We start from the raw sequence: 15125 nt of genomic DNA on the forward strand, positions 1-15125 counted from the left end.
CCGTGAGCGGGACGCGACAGCGGCCCGGCCTGGCCTACGCGGCCAGCTTCTCGAGGCCGGTCCGGACCCAGCTGAGGCCCAGTTCGTCGGCCAGGTTCCGAGCGGTCTCGATGAGCGTGGCGCGTTCAGGATCGTCCTCGGGCAGCTCACCGGCGAGCAGCAGTTGGGCCGCAGCGATCTGCGGACGGATGCCGGCCGCGGAGCGCAGGTGAAGCGAGCGCCGCAGCATGCGCAGCCCCTCGTCACGATCGCCGTCGTTGATCACATGCCAGGCCAGGTGGCGGAGCACGATGGACTCGAGGATCAAGTCGCCTTCCTGGTGGGCGGCCTGTAGGGCCTTGGCGTAGTGCGCCTTCGCGGCAGCGCTGTCTTCGCGGACGTTGTCGAGGAGCGCACCCCAGTGGAACTGGGCCCATCCGTGCGTCGTCGGGTCGGCGGCGGCGAAACGGTACCCGGCCTCTGCGGTCTCGTAGTCCCCTTGCAGCGGGTCCAGCTGGAAGAGCAGACGGGTGTAGGCGAGCCGGGCGGTGAGTAGACGAGCTTGCAGCGATTCCGGATCGAGGGCCGCTATCGCGTCGGCTGCGGCTTCGATTCCGTCGACTCGGAACAAGAACCGCTCGTACAGGATCTCGGCCTTCAGTTCGAGCGCTTCGGTGCCCTGTTCTTCGGCCAGCAGCGCGGCGGCGTGATCCCAGTCACCGAGCACGAAGAGGCGGCGGGCCACGTCAAGGTGTGTGTAGGCGTCATTAGCGATCATGCTGCCTACATTAAGAGCCGAGAATGTAGGCGGTCAAGCACACTACGACGACTACATGCGCGACCGGGGTTGGACGGCCAGGCAGGTCGGATCAGCGACGTAGGCAACGTTGCGCACTTGACCACCTACCTCTGACGCCCGCATAGTAGGCGGTATGAGGACGAATGCCGCCTACACGTCCGGTGAGGATGCCGCGCGGGCCAAGAAGAGTTCCTTTCTCGCCGACATCGACTTGGGGCAGGGGCTGCGGCTGCGCACCTTGACGGCACATGACGTCGCCCTCGTGGTCGAGGCCACCGGCGCCGAGACGGCACAGGCCCTCTGGGGGCCGCGTCCGGCCGGTCCCTACACAACTCGCGACGCGCGCGAGGCGCTGACCGCCTGGGATCCAGAGGCGGGACGCCAAGCGTCCTACGGAATCCTCAAGCACAACCGCCTGCTCGGTGCCCTGGGGCTGATGATCGACGGCCCGCAGAGCGCAGAACTGGCCTACTGGGTGCGTCCGGAAAGCCGACGCCAAGGCCTGGCCCTGCGCGGTATCCGAGCGCTGACCCGCTGGACGCACGACGAACTGGGCCTAAGCCGGATCTGGCTTGAGATCAACCCCGCCAACGCTCCCTCGCTGCGTCTGGCCGACCGCGCCGGCTACCGGTACGAACAACGCCTCCCACACCACTGCCGTACCTGGACCACAGCCGACCCCGACCACGACACCTGGCACGACTGCATGATCTGGGCGCACACCAACCCCATGACGCCACCAGCCAGCTGAACCCAATCCACCACCGACGCCTGGTCTATCGCGTTGTCGGTACCGGGACCAGTTCCGGCTGCAGGTCGACGGTCCTCTCGGACGGAATGCCGGGAACGGAGAACAGTTCCGACATCGAGGGCCAGCTCCGATAGGGCCCTTCCTGAGCCCGTCGAACCTCGAGCTCTCGCCGCCGCGATCGCCGCGACCGAGAAGGCGGCGTGCTTCCCGAACTTGTCGTGCACGCCGGGGGCAGCCAGGCGCGACCCATGACCTGCGGTTCGCGTCCGCCTCTGTTCGGCGCTGCAAAGGAGCGGTGGCCGGGACCGTCCGGCTGCTGCCTTGTCTACTCGGGGGACGGGCGGCTCGGCGGCGTGTTCCGCGCCACGCCTCCTGGCCAGTCTCGGCAACTGCGATGGCTGTTTCCTGAGTAGGGTCTTCGGTCTGGTGTTCTGGGGAGCCGGTCTGTGCGCGTGCCGGCGGGCCTCGTCCGGTGCGGGCACCCTGGGCGGTGACGGCCCGAACGAAGTCCTGGAAAACTCAGCGCTCTTCCGGTGTCGAGAATGTGGCGCCGGCTCCGTCCTAGGTGCATCAGCGGCCGCAGGGGCCGCACGACGAGGAAGGAATCGCCATGACGATCCGGCGGATGGACAACGTGCTCATCGTTGTCGAAGATCTTGAGGCCGCTATCGCGTTCTTCGCCGAACTGGGCATGGAGCAGGAGGGCAGGACGGTCGTCGAGGGGGACTGGGCCGGGCGTGTCATCGGGCTCGAGGGCGTCCGTACCGACATCGTCATGATGCGGACCCCGGACGGCCACGGGCGGGTCGAGCTATCGAAGTTCCACACGCCGGCGGCGATCAGCAGTGAGCCACGGAACGCTCCGGCGAACACGCTGGGCATGCGACGCATCATGTTCCTCGTCGAAGACCTCGACGACGTCATCGCCCGCCTGCGCACGCATGGTGCCGAGCTCGTCGGCGAGGTGGCGCAGTTCGAGGACAGCTACCGGCTCTGTTTCATCCGCGGCCCCGAGGGGCTCATTCTCGGGCTGTCCGAGCAGCTTGGCTGACGCCCCGCTCGCAGCCGGCCCGCGACCAGCCAGAAAACGACCCGCTGGACGGACCAAGGAACAACGACGAAAAGGGCTGACCGTGCAACCGAACGAGATCACCGAAGTTCTCAACCGGCCGCTCGCGCAGGAGCTGCTGGCCCGCGACGTGACCCGCATGGCCTACGTCGCCAAGGACGGCACACCCCGCAACATCCCGATCATCTTCGCCTGGAACGGATCGGAGATCGTCGTGTGCACGCCGAAGAACTCCCCGAAGCTCCCTGCCTTGAAGCAGAACCCGATGGTCGCCTTCACCATCGACACCGAGGCGCACCCGCCCAAGATCCTGCTCATCCGCGGCCGGGCCGAGCTGGACTACGTCGACGGCATCCCGGACGAGTACCTCCAGTCGACCAGCACCTATGACATGTCGCCCGAGCAGCGGGTCGAGTGGGAGGCGGAGGTGCGTTCGCTCTACCGGGACGGCATGGTCCGGGTCGTCGTGACCCCGACGTGGGCGAAGCTGATCGACTTCGAGACGACCCTGCCGAGCGCGGTCGAGGAACTGATCCAGCAGCGGGCGGAACGCCAGCGCGGCTGACCGGCGCACAGCCCCGCAAAGGGAATCCCCGCGCCTCGGCCCCCACCGCGGTACACGGAATCTCCAAAATCCGCCGAAAATGTCGCGACGGGATGTCGAGGATCCGCGTCCGGTTCCGTCCCCGCAGTGAACACGGCCGGCACGGGCCGTACCGCACCAAGGAGAACCTGATGGCCAAGTACCTGCTGCTCAAGCACTACCGGGGCGCGCCGGCGCCGGTCAACGACGTGGCGATGGACCAGTGGACGCCCGAGGAGATCTCGGCGCACATGAAGTACATGGAGGACTTCGCCGCCCGGCTGGAGACCACCGGCGAGTTCGTCGAGGCCCAGGCGCTGGCCCCGGAGGGCGCGTTCGTCCGCCACGACGGCGAGGGGCGGCCGCCCGTCACCGACGGCCCGTTCGCCGAGACCAAGGACCTGATCGCCGGCTGGATGGTGATCGACGTCGACAGCTACGAGCGGGCGCTCGAGCTGGCCGGGCAGCTGTCGGCGGCCCCGGGCGCGGGCGGCGAGCCGATCCGCGAGTGGCTCGAGGTGCGCCCGTTCATGGCCGCGCCCCCGACCATCACGGAGTGACGTACGTGGACGAAGCACGGCTGCGGGCCCTCACCCCCGCCGTGATCGGGATCCTCGGCCGCCGCGGAGCAGACTTCGCGGCGGCCGAGGACGCCGTGCAGGACGCGCTGGTCGAGGCGGTGCGCGTGTGGCCGCGGGATCCGCCGCAGGACCCCAAGGGCTGGCTGGTCACGGTGGCCTGGCGCAAGTTCCTGGACGCCGCCCGCGCCGACACCGCCCGGCGGCACCGCGAGGAGCGCGTCGAGGCCGAGCCCGTGCCCGGCCCGGGTGAGGCGGTGGACGACACGCTCCAGCTGTACTTCCTGTGCGCGCACCCGTCCCTGACACCGGCCTCGGCCGTCGCGCTCACGCTACGCGCCGTCGGCGGACTGACCACGCGCCAGATCGCGCAGGCCTACCTCGTGCCGGAGGCGACCATGGCCCAGCGCATCAGCCGGGCCAAACGGACGGTGGCGGGCGTCAGGCTGAACCGGCCCGGGGACGTAGCGACGGTGCTGCGCGTGCTGTACCTGATCTTCAACGAGGGCTACTCGGGCGACGTCGACCTCGCGGCCGAGGCGATCCGGCTCGCCCGCCAGGTGGCGTCCAAGACCGGCCATGAGGAGGCCGCGGGGCTGCTGGCGCTCATGCTGCTGCACCACGCGCGGCGCCCGGCCCGCACCGGCCCCGACGGCAGGCTCGTCCCGCTGGCCGAGCAGGACCGCGGCCTGTGGAACACGTGCCTGATCAGCGAGGGCGTCGGCATCCTGCAGGCGGCCCTCGCCCGCGACCGCCTGGGCGAGTACCAGGCCCAGGCCGCCATCGCCGCGCTCCACGCCGACGCCCCGGCGGCCGAGGAGACCGACTGGGTGCAGATCGTCGAGTGGTACGACGAACTGGTGCGCATCACCGCAAGCCCGGTGGCCCGCCTCAACCGGGCGGTCGCGGTCGGCGAGGCGGACGGCCCGCGCGCCGGTCTGGCGGCCCTGGCGGAGCTCGACCCCTCCCTGCCCCGCCACACCGCCGCCGCGGCCTACCTCCACGAGCGCGCCGGCGACCCGGACACCGCGGCACGGCTCTACGCCGAAGCCGCCCAGTCAGCGACAAGCCTCCCCGAACGCGGCCACCTCACCCGGCAAGCCGCCCGCCTCAACGCCCAACGACGCGCCTGACCAGCCGAACCCACCCCATCCGCCGAAACCGCGGCATTCGAAGGCGGACGCCGATGTCCCCGGTGGCCAGCGATTGCTCACCGTCCAGCACCGCGCGTCCCGGTCCCAGGAACCGCCTCGTCCGAAAGACGACGTCGCCGTGCGAGCGCCGTCCGGCGGACGGGTCAGCGCAGGGCGGTGAAGAAGGCGCGGATGTCGCCGGCCGGGAGGGCGGGCCGTTCCATCGCGGCGAAGTGGCCGGCGCGGTCGAACGCCGTCCAGTGGACGGCGACGCCGCGCGTCGTGCGCGATGCGGGGCTCGCGGGGGTGGAGGTCTCAGGCCTGGGTGCTGCTGCGCGCGCTCCGATCGAGGCGCGCCGAACGGCTCACGCCTGCGGCGGGCCTGCTGCAGAGCCTGGACGAGGAGACGGCCGTGCTGGAGACGGGCGGTGACTCGCTGCACGATCTGGCCGGGTGCCTGGGCAGCCTCGATGTGGAGTTCACCGTCCTGGAGCCCGCGGAGCTACGCGGCCACCTGCGCGTCCTCGCCCGCCGTCCCGCCTCTGGACCGGGCTTGCGGCGGCGCGCGGGCGGTCTGGGTGGTGCGGACACGGCGGGGTCTCGTGATAGGTCTCGACCGAGGCTATTCTCGGGCCCTCGTCTGAGAGGCACGGGAGGCTGCGGTGGCCGGGACGACGGTGAACGAGACGACGGTGGCCGAGGTGATGGCCGAGCTGGCCGCGCTGGAGGACCCGAGGATCCGCGAGGTGAACGAGAAGCACGGCGACGACCACGGCGTGAACCTCGGCAAGCTGCGCGCGGTGGCCAAGCGGTTGAAGACGCAGCAGGAGCTCGCGTGCCGGCTGTGGGAGACGGGTGACAGCTCGGCGCGGCTGCTGGCGCTGCTGATCTGCCGTCCGAAGGCGTTCGGGCGGGACGAGCTGGACGCCATGATGCGCCAGGCGCACAGGCCCAAGGTGCACGACTGGCTCGTGAACTATGTGGTGAAGAAGAGCCCGCACGCCGAGGAGCTGCGCCTGGTCTGGTTCGCCGATCCGGATCCGGTGGTGGCGAGCGCCGGCTGGGCGCTGACGACCGCGCGGGTGGCGAAGAGGCCCGAGGGCCTTGACCTCGCCGGGCTGCTCGACATCGTCGAGGCGGAGATGAAGGACGCCCCCGACCGCCTGCAGTGGGCGATGAACGAGTGCCTGAGCACCATCGGGATCGAGCACGCCGGGCTCCGCGCCCGCGCCGTCGAAATCGGCGAGCGGCTGGAGGTGCTCAAGGACTATCCGACGTCGCCGGGCTGCACGTCGCCGTTCGCGCCCGTCTGGATCGCCGAGATGGTGCGGCGGCGCGGCGCGTAGGGGGTCCGCGGTCGCGCCGGCGGGATAATCTCAACGTTGAGATTGTGGATCGAGGAGGACCCATGGCCGACGCGGTGGACGCGATCCTGGCGCAGTGGGAGCGCGAGCGGCCCGACCTGGACTCGTCGCCGATGGGCGTCATCGGGCGGATCTCGCGGGCGCAGCAGCTGCTGGGCCGGGAGCTGAAGGACTTCTTCGCCGCGCACGGGCTGGAGCGCTGGGAGTTCGACGTGCTGGCGACGCTGCGCCGCCACGGCGCCCCCTACGAGCTGACGGCGGGCGGGCTGCTGCGGGCGGCGATGGTCACCTCGGGCGCGATCACCAACCGGATCGACCGTATGGAGGCCAGGGGGCTGGTCGAGCGGGTCCGGGACGCCGGTGACCGGCGGTCGGTGCGGATCCGGCTGACGGCGCGGGGGCTGGAGGTGGTGGACGAGCTGGTGGGCCTGCACGTCGCCAACGAGGAGCGGCTGCTGGCGGGGCTGGACGCGGCCGAGCGGGAGCGGCTGGCGGGGTCGCTGCGCACGCTGCTGGAGTCGCTGGGCGACACCTCCCTCGGCTGATCCCCGGGCCCGCGGACCGGCCGCGCCCGGGGGCCCGGGCCGCCGCCGGGCCGCCGCCGGGGCGGCGGTCAGGGCCGGGTGAAGAGGCGGATGGCCCGGGTGGCGCGGGTGGCGATGGCGGCGAGGTGGTCGGCGAGTTCGGGCGGGTCGAGCAGCGTGTAGTCCACGGTCAGCAGGGTGACGCGGTAGGCCAGGAACCGCAGCGAGTCCGACTGGGTGTGCAGGAGGCAGGTGCGGTCGTCGACCGGTTCCAGGACGCCCTGCCAGGCGGTGACGTGCTGGGCGGCCTCCTCGGCGGGCAGGTGGAGCCGCAGCCGGGCGCGGATCGTCCCGGAGCCGCCGGCGAGGGCGTCCATCGCCCAGGTGACGGCGTCGGCGCCGCCGGGCAGCTCGCGTTCGGGCCCGCGGACGCCGGTGCGGTGCGGGCCGGTGATGCGGTCGGCGCGGAAGGTGCGCCAGTCGGCGCGGTCCTCGTCGTAGGCGACCAGGTACCAGCGGCGGCCCGCGGCGACCAGGCGGTGCGGCTGCGCGTGGCGGCGGGTCTCGCGGCCGGCGGCGGCGGTGTAGGTGAAGCGGACCTTCTCGCGGGTGACGCAGGCGGCGGCGAGCTGCGCCAGGACGCCGGGGTCGGCGGCGGGCGGGGCGGCGTCCTGCGGCGGGAGGGACACCGCGGCGGCCGACAGCGCGGCGACGCGGCTGCGCAGCCGGTGGGGGAGGACCTGCTCCAGCTTGGCCAGGGCGCGCAGCGAGGTGTCCTCGATGCCGGTGACGGCGCCGGCGGCGGCGGTGCGCAGGCCGATCGCGATGGCGATGGCCTCGTCGTCGTCCAGCACGAGGGGCGGCATCGCGGCGCCGGCGGTGAGCCGGTAGCCGCCGGTGTTGCCGTGCGTGGCGTGGACGGGGTAGCCGAGCTCGCGGAGCCGGTCGACGTCGCGGCGGATGGTGCGGGCGGTGACGCCGAGCCGGTCGCCGAGTTCGGCGCCGGACCATTCGCGGGGGGTCTGCAGGAGGGACAGCAGCCGCAGCAGCCGTCCGGACGGATCGCGCATATTTCCCATCCTGCCGCCCTAATAGGACGTTCGTTGACCTATTGGCGGGATAGCGTCGTAGACGTCGGGCCGGGAAGGAGATCCCGGCCCCGGTGAAGGAGGCAGGACATGCTGCGTGGATTCGCCACCCTCAACTTCTGGGCCGACGACATGGAGGCCGCCAAGGACTGGTACGCCGAGCTGCTGGGCGTGCAGCCGTACTTCAGCGTCCCGGGCCCGGGCGGCGGGGTCGCCTACTACGAGTTCCGGGTCGGGGACTACGAGCACGAGCTTGGCCTCATCGACGCCCGGTTCCGTCCCGGCGGCGCGGACGCGGCGGGCCCGGGCGGCGCGATCATGTACTGGCACGTCGACGACCTGCAGGCGGCGGTGGCGCGGCTGCTGTCGCTGGGCGCGACCGAGCACGAGAAGATCACCGAGCGGGGCGAGGGGCGCGGGTTCGTCACCGCGTCGGTCGTCGACCCGTTCGGCAACATCCTGGGCGTGATGTCCAACCCGCACTACGTGGAGACGCTCGCCACGACCGGGCGGGGCTGAGACCCGGCGGCGTCCGGGCCGCGGGCGGGGGCTACCGTTGGGCTTCCCGATCAGGAGGAGGCCGCGATGCTCCCGCCCGCCCGCACGCCCGAGCAGCGCAAGCACGACGTCCTGGACCGGCTCGGCCGCGACGTGGACGCGTGGGTGGCCACCGCCGACCCGCGCACCGGCGCCCCCTACATGGTGCCGCTGTCGTTCCTGTGGGACGGCTCGTCGCTGCTGGTCGCGACACCGTCGCAGAGCGCGACGGGGCGGAACCTGCGGTTGTCGGGGACGGCCCGCGTCGGGGTGGGCGGCACACGCGACGTCGTCATGATCGACGGGGCGGTGGAGGCGCTGGAGGCCGCGGAGCTGCAGGCCGGCACGGCCGACGCGTTCGCCGCCAAGACCGATTTCGAGCCGCGGTCCGAGTCCCAGCACTACTTGTACTTCCGGGTGCGGCCGTCGCGGATCCAGGCGTGGCGTGAGGTCAACGAGCTGCCGGGCCGCGACGTCATGCGCGACGGCCGCTGGCTCGTGGCCGAATGAGCGCCGTCCACCGAACCGGGGGCTGCGGGCCTTCGCGTCCGTTCGATAGATTAGGCCGTAAAGAGATCCGTCTCGGCGCGCTGTTTCATGGCCTAAGGAGATGCTAGGTGGTCGTCTTCGCGGGGCAGGGCGACGCTCGCCGCTCGATGGACCTGCTGTGGCACGGCGGCCCCGGCGAGGCCGGTGAGCCGGAGGGGGCGCGGCCCGGGCCGCGGCCGGGGCTGAGCGTGGCGGTGATCGTGGACGCGGCGATCGCGGTCGCCGACGCCGAGGGCATGGCGGCGCTGTCGATGCGCGCGGTCGGCGAGCGGCTCGGCCGCACCGCGATGGCCCTGTACACCTATGTGCCCGGCAAGAGCGTGCTGGTCGACCTGATGTACGACCGGGCGCTGGGGGAGCTGCCCGGCGGCTATGACGCCTCGGCGGGCTGGCGCGCGGCGCTGGAGGCGTGGGCGGAGGACTCCTGGGCGTTCTACCTGCGGCATCCGTGGATGCTGCAGGTGTCGCAGGCGCGTCCGGTGCTGGGGCCGGGGGAGTACCGGGCGCTGGAGGCGCTGCTGGGCGTCCTGGCCGGGACGGGCCTGGCGGCGCCGCGGGTGCGGCGGGCGGTGGCGGCGCTGTCGAGCGTGGTGCGGGGCGCGGCGCTGACGCTGGCGGAGTCGCGGCAGGCGGTGCGGGCGACGGGCCTGTCGGAGGAGCGGTGGTGGACGGGGCGCGCGGGCGTCCTGCAGGACCTGGTCCCGGGGTTCGCCGAGCGGTTCCCGCTGGTGGCCTGGCTGCAGGCCGAGGACACCTCCACCGGCGCCGCGGGACAGGGCGGGGACGTGGGGGAGGTGCCGTTTCTGGAGCGGGCGGCGCGGGAGGCGTTCGAGGGCGGGCTCGTCCTGGTCCTGGACGGTATCGAGGCCGCCGTCGCCGCCCGTCCCTGACCCCGCCGGCGGCCTCCACGGGCAGGACGGCGGGTTGGTGTGAGTTGGGTCTCTTGCCGCGCCGGGACGTCACATCCGGGGGGTCGGAAGTGCTCTTACTTGTATGGAAGCATTCGCGATTCAGCCGCGCGAGATGACCTGCCACACGATCCTGCGCGCCGCGCACGAGGCGTTCCTGCGGGACGTGGACCGGCTCGCGGCGGCGGTGGCGGCGGGCAAGGGCCGGGCCGCGCACGTCCGCGCGGGCTGGGAGAACTTCAAGGACCTGTTCCGCGCGCATCACGACCTGGAGGACCGGGTGCTGTGGCCGCGGGTGGAGCGGGCGGTCGGGGGCCGCCGGGTGGAGCTGGCGGTGCTGGCGGAGGTCCGCGCCGAGCACGCGAGGCTCGAGCCGCTGATCGTCCGGGTCGACGCGGTGATGGAGCAGGACGGCGGGGATCTGCGCCCGGCGGTGGCCGAGCTGCGCGCGGCGCTGGAGGTGTACCTGCGGCATGAGGAGACCGGCGCGCTGCCGCTGGCGGAGTCGGTGCTGGCCGACGAGGAGTGGCGGGCGCTCGCCGAGGAGGCCAGGCGGCGCTGCGAGGCCAGGACGCCGATGTTCGTGCCGTGGGTGGTGGACGGGATCGCGCCGATCGAGCGGAGCCGGTTCCTGACGGCGCTGCCGGCGCCGCTGCGGGACCTGAACCGGGTGATGTGGGAGCCGCACTACCGCAAGCGCCGCCTCTGGAGCGTCTGACCCCGGCGGCGGCGCGCCTTCCGCCGCCCCTGGGTGGGGTCAGAAGCGGGCGGTGAGCAGGGCCAGGACGGCGACGCCGGCGGTGAGCCAGGCGGCGTAGTCGCCGATGTGGCCCGAGTGCAGGGCGCGCAGGCGCGCGGCGGTGCCGGCGGCGGCGCGTCCGGGGAGCCGTCCGGTGCGAAGGCGCCGGGGGGCGCGGTGGACGGAGGCGGCGGCGACGGCCGCGGCGAGCAGGAGCGTGACGGCGGATCCGGCGAGGCCGGGCAGGGTCCACGGGTCGGCGGGCGGGAGGTGCGGCGGCGGGTGCGCGACGTGGCCGTCCAGGACGAGCCCGGCGTAGGCGTCCCGGCTCGCGAACGCCTCGGCCGCGGCGGCGACGGGCCCGCCGGGCGTCAGCCCGAGCAGCAGCCCGGCGGCGAGCAGGACGATGCCGGGGGCGAGCATCGTCCAGGGGAGGGAGCGCAGCGTGACGGGCGTCTCGGGGTCCTCGTGCCCGTCCTCCGGCGCGGAGGATCCGGGGCCGCCGGGTTCGGGGGCGCCGGGTTCGGGGGCGCGGCGCCACACCACGAGCCACACGCGCAGGACGGCGCCGGCGGTGAGCGCGGACGCGGCGACCGACAGCGGCGTGTACCACCACCATCCGATCGCGAGGGCGGCGTGCTCGGTGACCGCGTGCCCGGCGAACAGCCCCGACGGCGGCAGCCCGGCCAGGCACAGCGCGCCGGTCAGGAACGTGACCCCGGTGACGGGCATGCCGCGGCCGCGTCCGCGCAGCTCGCGGGCGTCGACGGTCTCGTGCCGGTTGAGCAGGGCCCCGGCGCCGAGGAACAGCGCGCCCTTCACCCCGGCGTGCCCGGCCAGGTGGTAGGCGGTGCCGGCGAGCGCGTCGGGGGTCGCGGCGGCGACGCCGACCAGCAGCAGCCCGGCGTGGCTGATGGTGGAGTAGGCCAGCAGGCGCTTGACGTGGTGCTGCAGGACGCACATGACCGCGCCGAGCAGCGCGGCGGCCGCGCCGAGGACGGCGATGGCGCGCAGTGGGACCAGGCCGGGGAACACCGCCCAGTAGGTCCGCGCGACCCCGTAGACGCCGAGTTCGACCATGACGCCGGAGAACAGGACGCAGACGGGGGTGGGGGCGACGGCGTGGGCGTCGGCGAGCCAGAAGTGGAACGGGACGGCGGCGGCCTTGACCAGGTATCCGGTGCAGATCAGCACGAACGCGGCGGTGACCAGCGCGTCGGCCTCCCCCGAACCGGTGCCGGTGCCGGTGCCGGTGAGGTGGCGTCCGGCGGCGGCGAGGCCGAGCTGCCCGGTGCGGCCGTAGACCAGCGCGATGCCGGCGAGGGTGAGGTAGGCGCCGATCGACTGGACGATCCCGAAGTTCAGCGCGCCGTGGACGGTGGCGGGCTCCTCGGACCGGTACCCGGTCAGCGCGAACGCCACGACGCTCATCAGCTCGAAGAACACGAACGCGTCGAACAGGTCGCCGGTGTAGGTGAACGCGCACATCGACGCCAGGAACAGCAGCACCAGCGCGTGGAAGATCGCCTGGATCTCGGTGAAGTACCGCCAGGAGAACGCCAGCGCGGCCAGGGTGAGCGCGGCGGCGGTGCAGGCGAGCGCGGCGGCGAGCGGGTCGGCGGCCAGCGGGATCCCGACGCCGGTGCCGGGGCCCCAGCCGCCGAGCCACACGACCTGCGGGTCGCGGCCGGAGCGGGCGAGGGTGAGCGCGGTGAGCGCGGTGACGGCGGTGGCGGTGGCGAGGGCGGCGACGTCGACGGCCAGGCGCGGCAGCCACCGCCCGGCGGCGGCGAGCAGCGCGGCGACCAGGACGGGCAGGGCGACGGTGAGCTGCAGGATCACGGTTCGAGGGACCGCAGGGCGCCGGGGTCCAGGGTGCCGCGCCGCTTGGCGACCTGGACGGTCAGGGCGAGCAGCAGCGCGGTGACGGTGGCGCCGACGACGATGTCGGTGAGGGCCATGGCCTGGACGACGGGGTCGGTGACGGGCCCGCCGGCGGGCGGCGGTGGCCGGTCGGAGAAGACGGGCGCGGTGGCGCCGGACCGGTACCCGATGGCCAGCAGCAGCACGTAGGTGCCGGACTGGGTGACCGACAGGCACACCACGGCGTGGATGAGGTCGCGGCTGGTGACGATCCCGTAGACGCCGACGAGCATGATCCAGCCGGCGGTCAGGTAGGGCAGGACGCTCACGGCCGCTCCCGGGAGTCGGCGGGGCCGGTTTCGGGGGCGGGGTCGCGGACGAGGAGGGCCTGGTCGAAGAACCTGCCGAGCAGCAGGACCAGGGCGCAGCCGACCTCGGCGCCGACGGCGCCGTTGAGGGCGGGCACCCGCCCGGTCGCGGCCCACGCGCCGGCGGCCAGCACGATCGCGACGAACACGGCGGCGGCGACGGCCTCGGCGGTCTCGAACAGCGGGATGGGGCGCAGCCGCTGCAGCGCCGGGTAGTCGCCCGCCAGGTAGAGCAGGTGGATGGCGGTGCCGAGGACGACGCCGCCCTGGAATCCGCCGCCGGGGGACTGGTGCCCGTGCGCGACGATGTACACGCCTGCGGTGAGGGTGACGGGCAGCAGCAGGTATCCGATGATCCGCAGCGCGTCGGGCACGTCGGCGGGCCCGTGCCGGTGGGAGCCGCCGGCGTCCTCCTCCTCGCTGCGCACGGCGCGCAGCAGCACGACGGCGGCGATCGCGGCCGACAGCAGGATGATCTCCTCGCCGAGGGTGTCGAAGGCGCGCTGGTCGAAGGTGACCGACGCGACGGCGTTGGGGGTGCCCTGCGCGACGGCGTGGCGGACGGCGCGGTCGGCGTAGGGGTGCAGGGCGCCGCCGAAGGCGGGCAGGCCGAGGGTCCCGGCGGTGAACAGGGCGGCGGTGCCGGCGGCGCCGGACGCGAACAGCGCGACGCGGGTGCGGGCCTTCACCGGCGTCCCTCCGTCTCCCCGTCCCGCCGTCCGCCCGCGGTGCCGCGGGCTTCGTTGTTCGGGCCCGCGGTGTTCCGGGTTTCGGGGGCGCGGTGGCGGCGGGCGGCGTGCAGTGCCAGGACGACGATGAGCGGCAGCAGGACCGTCCCGACGCCGATCTGGGACATGGCGACGTCGGGGGCCTGCAGGATGAGGAACAGCAGGCCGAGGACCAGCCCGTATCCCGACAGGACGATCGCCTGCCGGACGGTCTCGCGCGTCAGCACGACCGCGGTCGCCATGAGCGCGGCGAGGGCGAGCGCGAGGCAGATGAGGGCGTCGGCGAGCGGCCCGGACAGCGCGTCCGGTGTCACGGCGGGGCCTCCCCGCGTTCCTCGGGCTCGGGCTTGTGGGCGGCGCGCTCGACGGCCTGCGCGGCGGTGACGACGGTGGCGGGCCCGGTCGCGGCGAGCAGGACGGCGATGACGGCGAGCTTGGCGACGTCGTGCCAGGACGACCAGGGCCGCAGCGCCGTCCCGGCGATGAGCAGCGGCGCGGCGAGCACGGTGACGGGCGCGGCGGCGTGCAGGCGGGCCGCGGCGTCGCGGGTGGCGGCCAGCCGCAGCCCGGCGGCGCCGGCGACGGCGACTCCGGCCCAGGTCAGCGCGCCGGCGAGCAGGTCGAGCAGGTCGAGGGGCATCGGCGTCCTCCGGGTCACAGGGTCCGGCTGAGGAACCGCGCGAACACCAGCGACCCGGCGAACGACAGCAGTGCCAGCACCAGCGCGACGTCGAGGTAGGCGGGACGGCCGTAGGCGGCGGCGAGCAGGACGAGGACGAGGGTGACCAGCGGCCCGGTGACGATGAGCCCGGCGAGCCGTGCGGCGGGGCGGCCGTGGAGGGTGGCCGACAGCGCCGGGAGCAGCGCGCCGGCCATGAGGATCAGGGCGGGCACCGCGGTGCCGAGCGCGTCGGTCTTCACGGCGCCTCCCCGGCGGGGTCGGTGATGAGCCCGGCGTCGCGCAGGCGCCGTTCGGCCGGGGACGCGCGGCGGGCGAGGCGGTGCACGCGCAGCAGCCCGCGCCCGGGGTCGACGGCTCCGGCGTAGGCGCCGGGGGAGGCGGACATCAGCAATGTCGCGGCGGCGCGGCCGGCGGGTCCGGGCGCGACGGCCAGGTCCGTCCAGCGCCCGCCGGCGGCGCCGCGCACGGTGATGCGGGCGGTGTCGGCGGCGATCTGGCCGGGCAGCAGCGCCAGCGCGGGCAGGAGCCGGGCGGGCGGGACGGTCCGCCGGTGTCGGTCCTCGGCGTCGCGGGCGGGGAGCAGGGCGCGGCGTCCGGCGACGGCCGCGGCGGCGCCGGCGGCGGCCGTCAGGGCCCCGACGGTGATCTCGGTGGGGGTGATGCCGGACGCCAGCGCGAGGTACCCGGCCAGCAGCGCCGTCCACCAGGCGAGAGGCTCGGCGGCGCGCCGCGCGGGCCCGGGGCGCGGCCGTGGAGCCGGGCGTGCGGGCGGGTTGTCGGGCATGGCCTCCGGCATACCCGGCGGGACGGTTCCAACCGTGCCCGCCGCCCGACCAGCGCGTCCGGCCAGCGCGTCCGTGCGGGGGCGTCCGGGGAGCTGTGT

19 protein-coding genes and 1 pseudogene are annotated in these 15125 nt (G+C 73.9%); 11 read left to right on the forward strand and 9 right to left on the reverse strand.

Annotated features, from left to right (window positions below; translation table 11 throughout):
• Positions 1-34: 34 nt before the first annotated feature.
• A complete protein-coding gene (locus E1287_RS19225; RefSeq protein ID WP_131966346.1) occupies positions 35-757 on the reverse strand; it encodes a hypothetical protein in 723 nt (240 codons plus the stop codon).
• 154 nt (positions 758-911) lie between these two features.
• Here E1287_RS19225 and E1287_RS19230 point away from each other — a divergent pair, with 154 nt between their 5' ends.
• From E1287_RS19230 to E1287_RS19260, 7 genes are all read left to right on the forward strand, one after another.
• Positions 912-1529, forward strand: coding sequence for a GNAT family N-acetyltransferase (locus tag E1287_RS19230; protein WP_131966347.1), 618 nt, complete (start codon positions 912-914; stop codon positions 1527-1529).
• Between the two features lie 625 nt (positions 1530-2154).
• Positions 2155-2580: a VOC family protein gene (locus E1287_RS19235; RefSeq protein ID WP_207934315.1), complete on the forward strand. Its 426-nt coding sequence runs from the start codon at positions 2155-2157 to the stop codon at positions 2578-2580.
• 82 nt (positions 2581-2662) lie between these two features.
• The gene (locus E1287_RS19240) at positions 2663-3163 is read left to right on the forward strand and encodes a pyridoxamine 5'-phosphate oxidase family protein (RefSeq protein WP_131966349.1); all 501 of its coding nucleotides are present in this window, start codon (positions 2663-2665) and stop codon (positions 3161-3163) included.
• 170 nt (positions 3164-3333) lie between these two features.
• Positions 3334-3741, forward strand: coding sequence for a YciI family protein (locus tag E1287_RS19245; protein ID WP_207934316.1), 408 nt, complete (start codon positions 3334-3336; stop codon positions 3739-3741).
• Between the two features lie 5 nt (positions 3742-3746).
• Positions 3747-4892, forward strand: a complete 1146-nt coding sequence (locus E1287_RS19250) for a DUF6596 domain-containing protein (RefSeq protein ID WP_131966364.1) — start codon at positions 3747-3749, stop codon at positions 4890-4892.
• Positions 4893-5596: 704 nt separating this feature from the next.
• The gene (locus E1287_RS19255; protein ID WP_207934317.1) at positions 5597-6238 is read left to right on the forward strand and encodes a DNA alkylation repair protein; all 642 of its coding nucleotides are present in this window, start codon (positions 5597-5599) and stop codon (positions 6236-6238) included.
• Between the two features lie 62 nt (positions 6239-6300).
• Positions 6301-6801, forward strand: a complete 501-nt coding sequence (locus E1287_RS19260; protein ID WP_131966352.1) for a MarR family transcriptional regulator — start codon at positions 6301-6303, stop codon at positions 6799-6801.
• Positions 6802-6869: 68 nt separating this feature from the next.
• Here the strand turns inward: E1287_RS19260 and E1287_RS19265 are convergent, their stop codons facing one another.
• Positions 6870-7850 (reverse strand): YafY family protein, encoded by a 981-nt coding sequence (locus E1287_RS19265; RefSeq protein ID WP_131966353.1) that lies wholly within the window; start codon positions 7848-7850, stop codon positions 6870-6872.
• Between the two features lie 108 nt (positions 7851-7958).
• On the opposite strand from E1287_RS19265, the gene E1287_RS19270 reads away from it, so the two are divergent.
• The 4 genes from E1287_RS19270 (at position 7959) to E1287_RS46375 (ending at position 10580) form a co-directional block, all read left to right on the forward strand.
• The gene (locus E1287_RS19270; protein WP_131966354.1) at positions 7959-8387 is read left to right on the forward strand and encodes a VOC family protein; all 429 of its coding nucleotides are present in this window, start codon (positions 7959-7961) and stop codon (positions 8385-8387) included.
• Between the two features lie 66 nt (positions 8388-8453).
• Positions 8454-8915, forward strand: coding sequence for a pyridoxamine 5'-phosphate oxidase family protein (locus tag E1287_RS19275; protein WP_131966355.1), 462 nt, complete (start codon positions 8454-8456; stop codon positions 8913-8915).
• A 107-nt stretch (positions 8916-9022) separates the two neighbouring features.
• Entirely contained in the window at positions 9023-9844 is an 822-nt protein-coding gene (locus E1287_RS19280; RefSeq protein WP_131966356.1) for a TetR/AcrR family transcriptional regulator C-terminal domain-containing protein, read from the forward strand.
• Between the two features lie 103 nt (positions 9845-9947).
• Positions 9948-10580 (forward strand): hemerythrin domain-containing protein, encoded by a 633-nt coding sequence (locus E1287_RS46375; protein WP_131966357.1) that lies wholly within the window; start codon positions 9948-9950, stop codon positions 10578-10580.
• Between the two features lie 39 nt (positions 10581-10619).
• On the opposite strand, the gene E1287_RS19290 is transcribed toward E1287_RS46375, so the two are convergent.
• From E1287_RS19290 to E1287_RS19320, 7 genes and pseudogenes are all read right to left on the reverse strand, one after another.
• Positions 10620-12443: a complex I subunit 5 family protein gene (locus tag E1287_RS19290; RefSeq protein WP_207934312.1), complete on the reverse strand. Its 1824-nt coding sequence runs from the start codon at positions 12441-12443 to the stop codon at positions 10620-10622.
• On the reverse strand, positions 12440-12793 hold the full coding sequence (locus E1287_RS19295; RefSeq protein ID WP_131966358.1) for a sodium:proton antiporter: 354 nt from the start codon (positions 12791-12793) through the stop codon (positions 12440-12442). The genes E1287_RS19290 and E1287_RS19295 overlap by 4 nt, the downstream gene beginning before the upstream one ends.
• Positions 12790-13521, reverse strand: a complete 732-nt coding sequence (locus E1287_RS46380) for an MnhB domain-containing protein (RefSeq protein ID WP_131966359.1) — start codon at positions 13519-13521, stop codon at positions 12790-12792. The genes E1287_RS19295 and E1287_RS46380 overlap by 4 nt, the downstream gene beginning before the upstream one ends.
• On the reverse strand, positions 13518-13874 hold the full coding sequence (locus E1287_RS19305; RefSeq protein ID WP_243719197.1) for a DUF4040 domain-containing protein: 357 nt from the start codon (positions 13872-13874) through the stop codon (positions 13518-13520). Before E1287_RS19305 ends, E1287_RS46380 begins: the two co-directional genes overlap by 4 nt.
• Positions 13871-14200 (reverse strand): monovalent cation/H(+) antiporter subunit G, encoded by a 330-nt coding sequence (locus tag E1287_RS19310; protein ID WP_131966360.1) that lies wholly within the window; start codon positions 14198-14200, stop codon positions 13871-13873. The genes E1287_RS19305 and E1287_RS19310 overlap by 4 nt, the downstream gene beginning before the upstream one ends.
• Before the next feature lie 14 nt (positions 14201-14214).
• Positions 14215-14481: a monovalent cation/H+ antiporter complex subunit F gene (locus E1287_RS19315; RefSeq protein WP_207934313.1), complete on the reverse strand. Its 267-nt coding sequence runs from the start codon at positions 14479-14481 to the stop codon at positions 14215-14217.
• Positions 14478-15125, reverse strand: a pseudogene (locus E1287_RS19320) (hypothetical protein); the annotation flags it as partial. The pseudogene E1287_RS19320 and the gene E1287_RS19315, both read right to left, overlap by 4 nt.

This window comes from Actinomadura sp. KC06, from assembly GCF_004348735.1.
GTDB lineage: Bacteria > Actinomycetota > Actinomycetes > Streptosporangiales > Streptosporangiaceae > Spirillospora.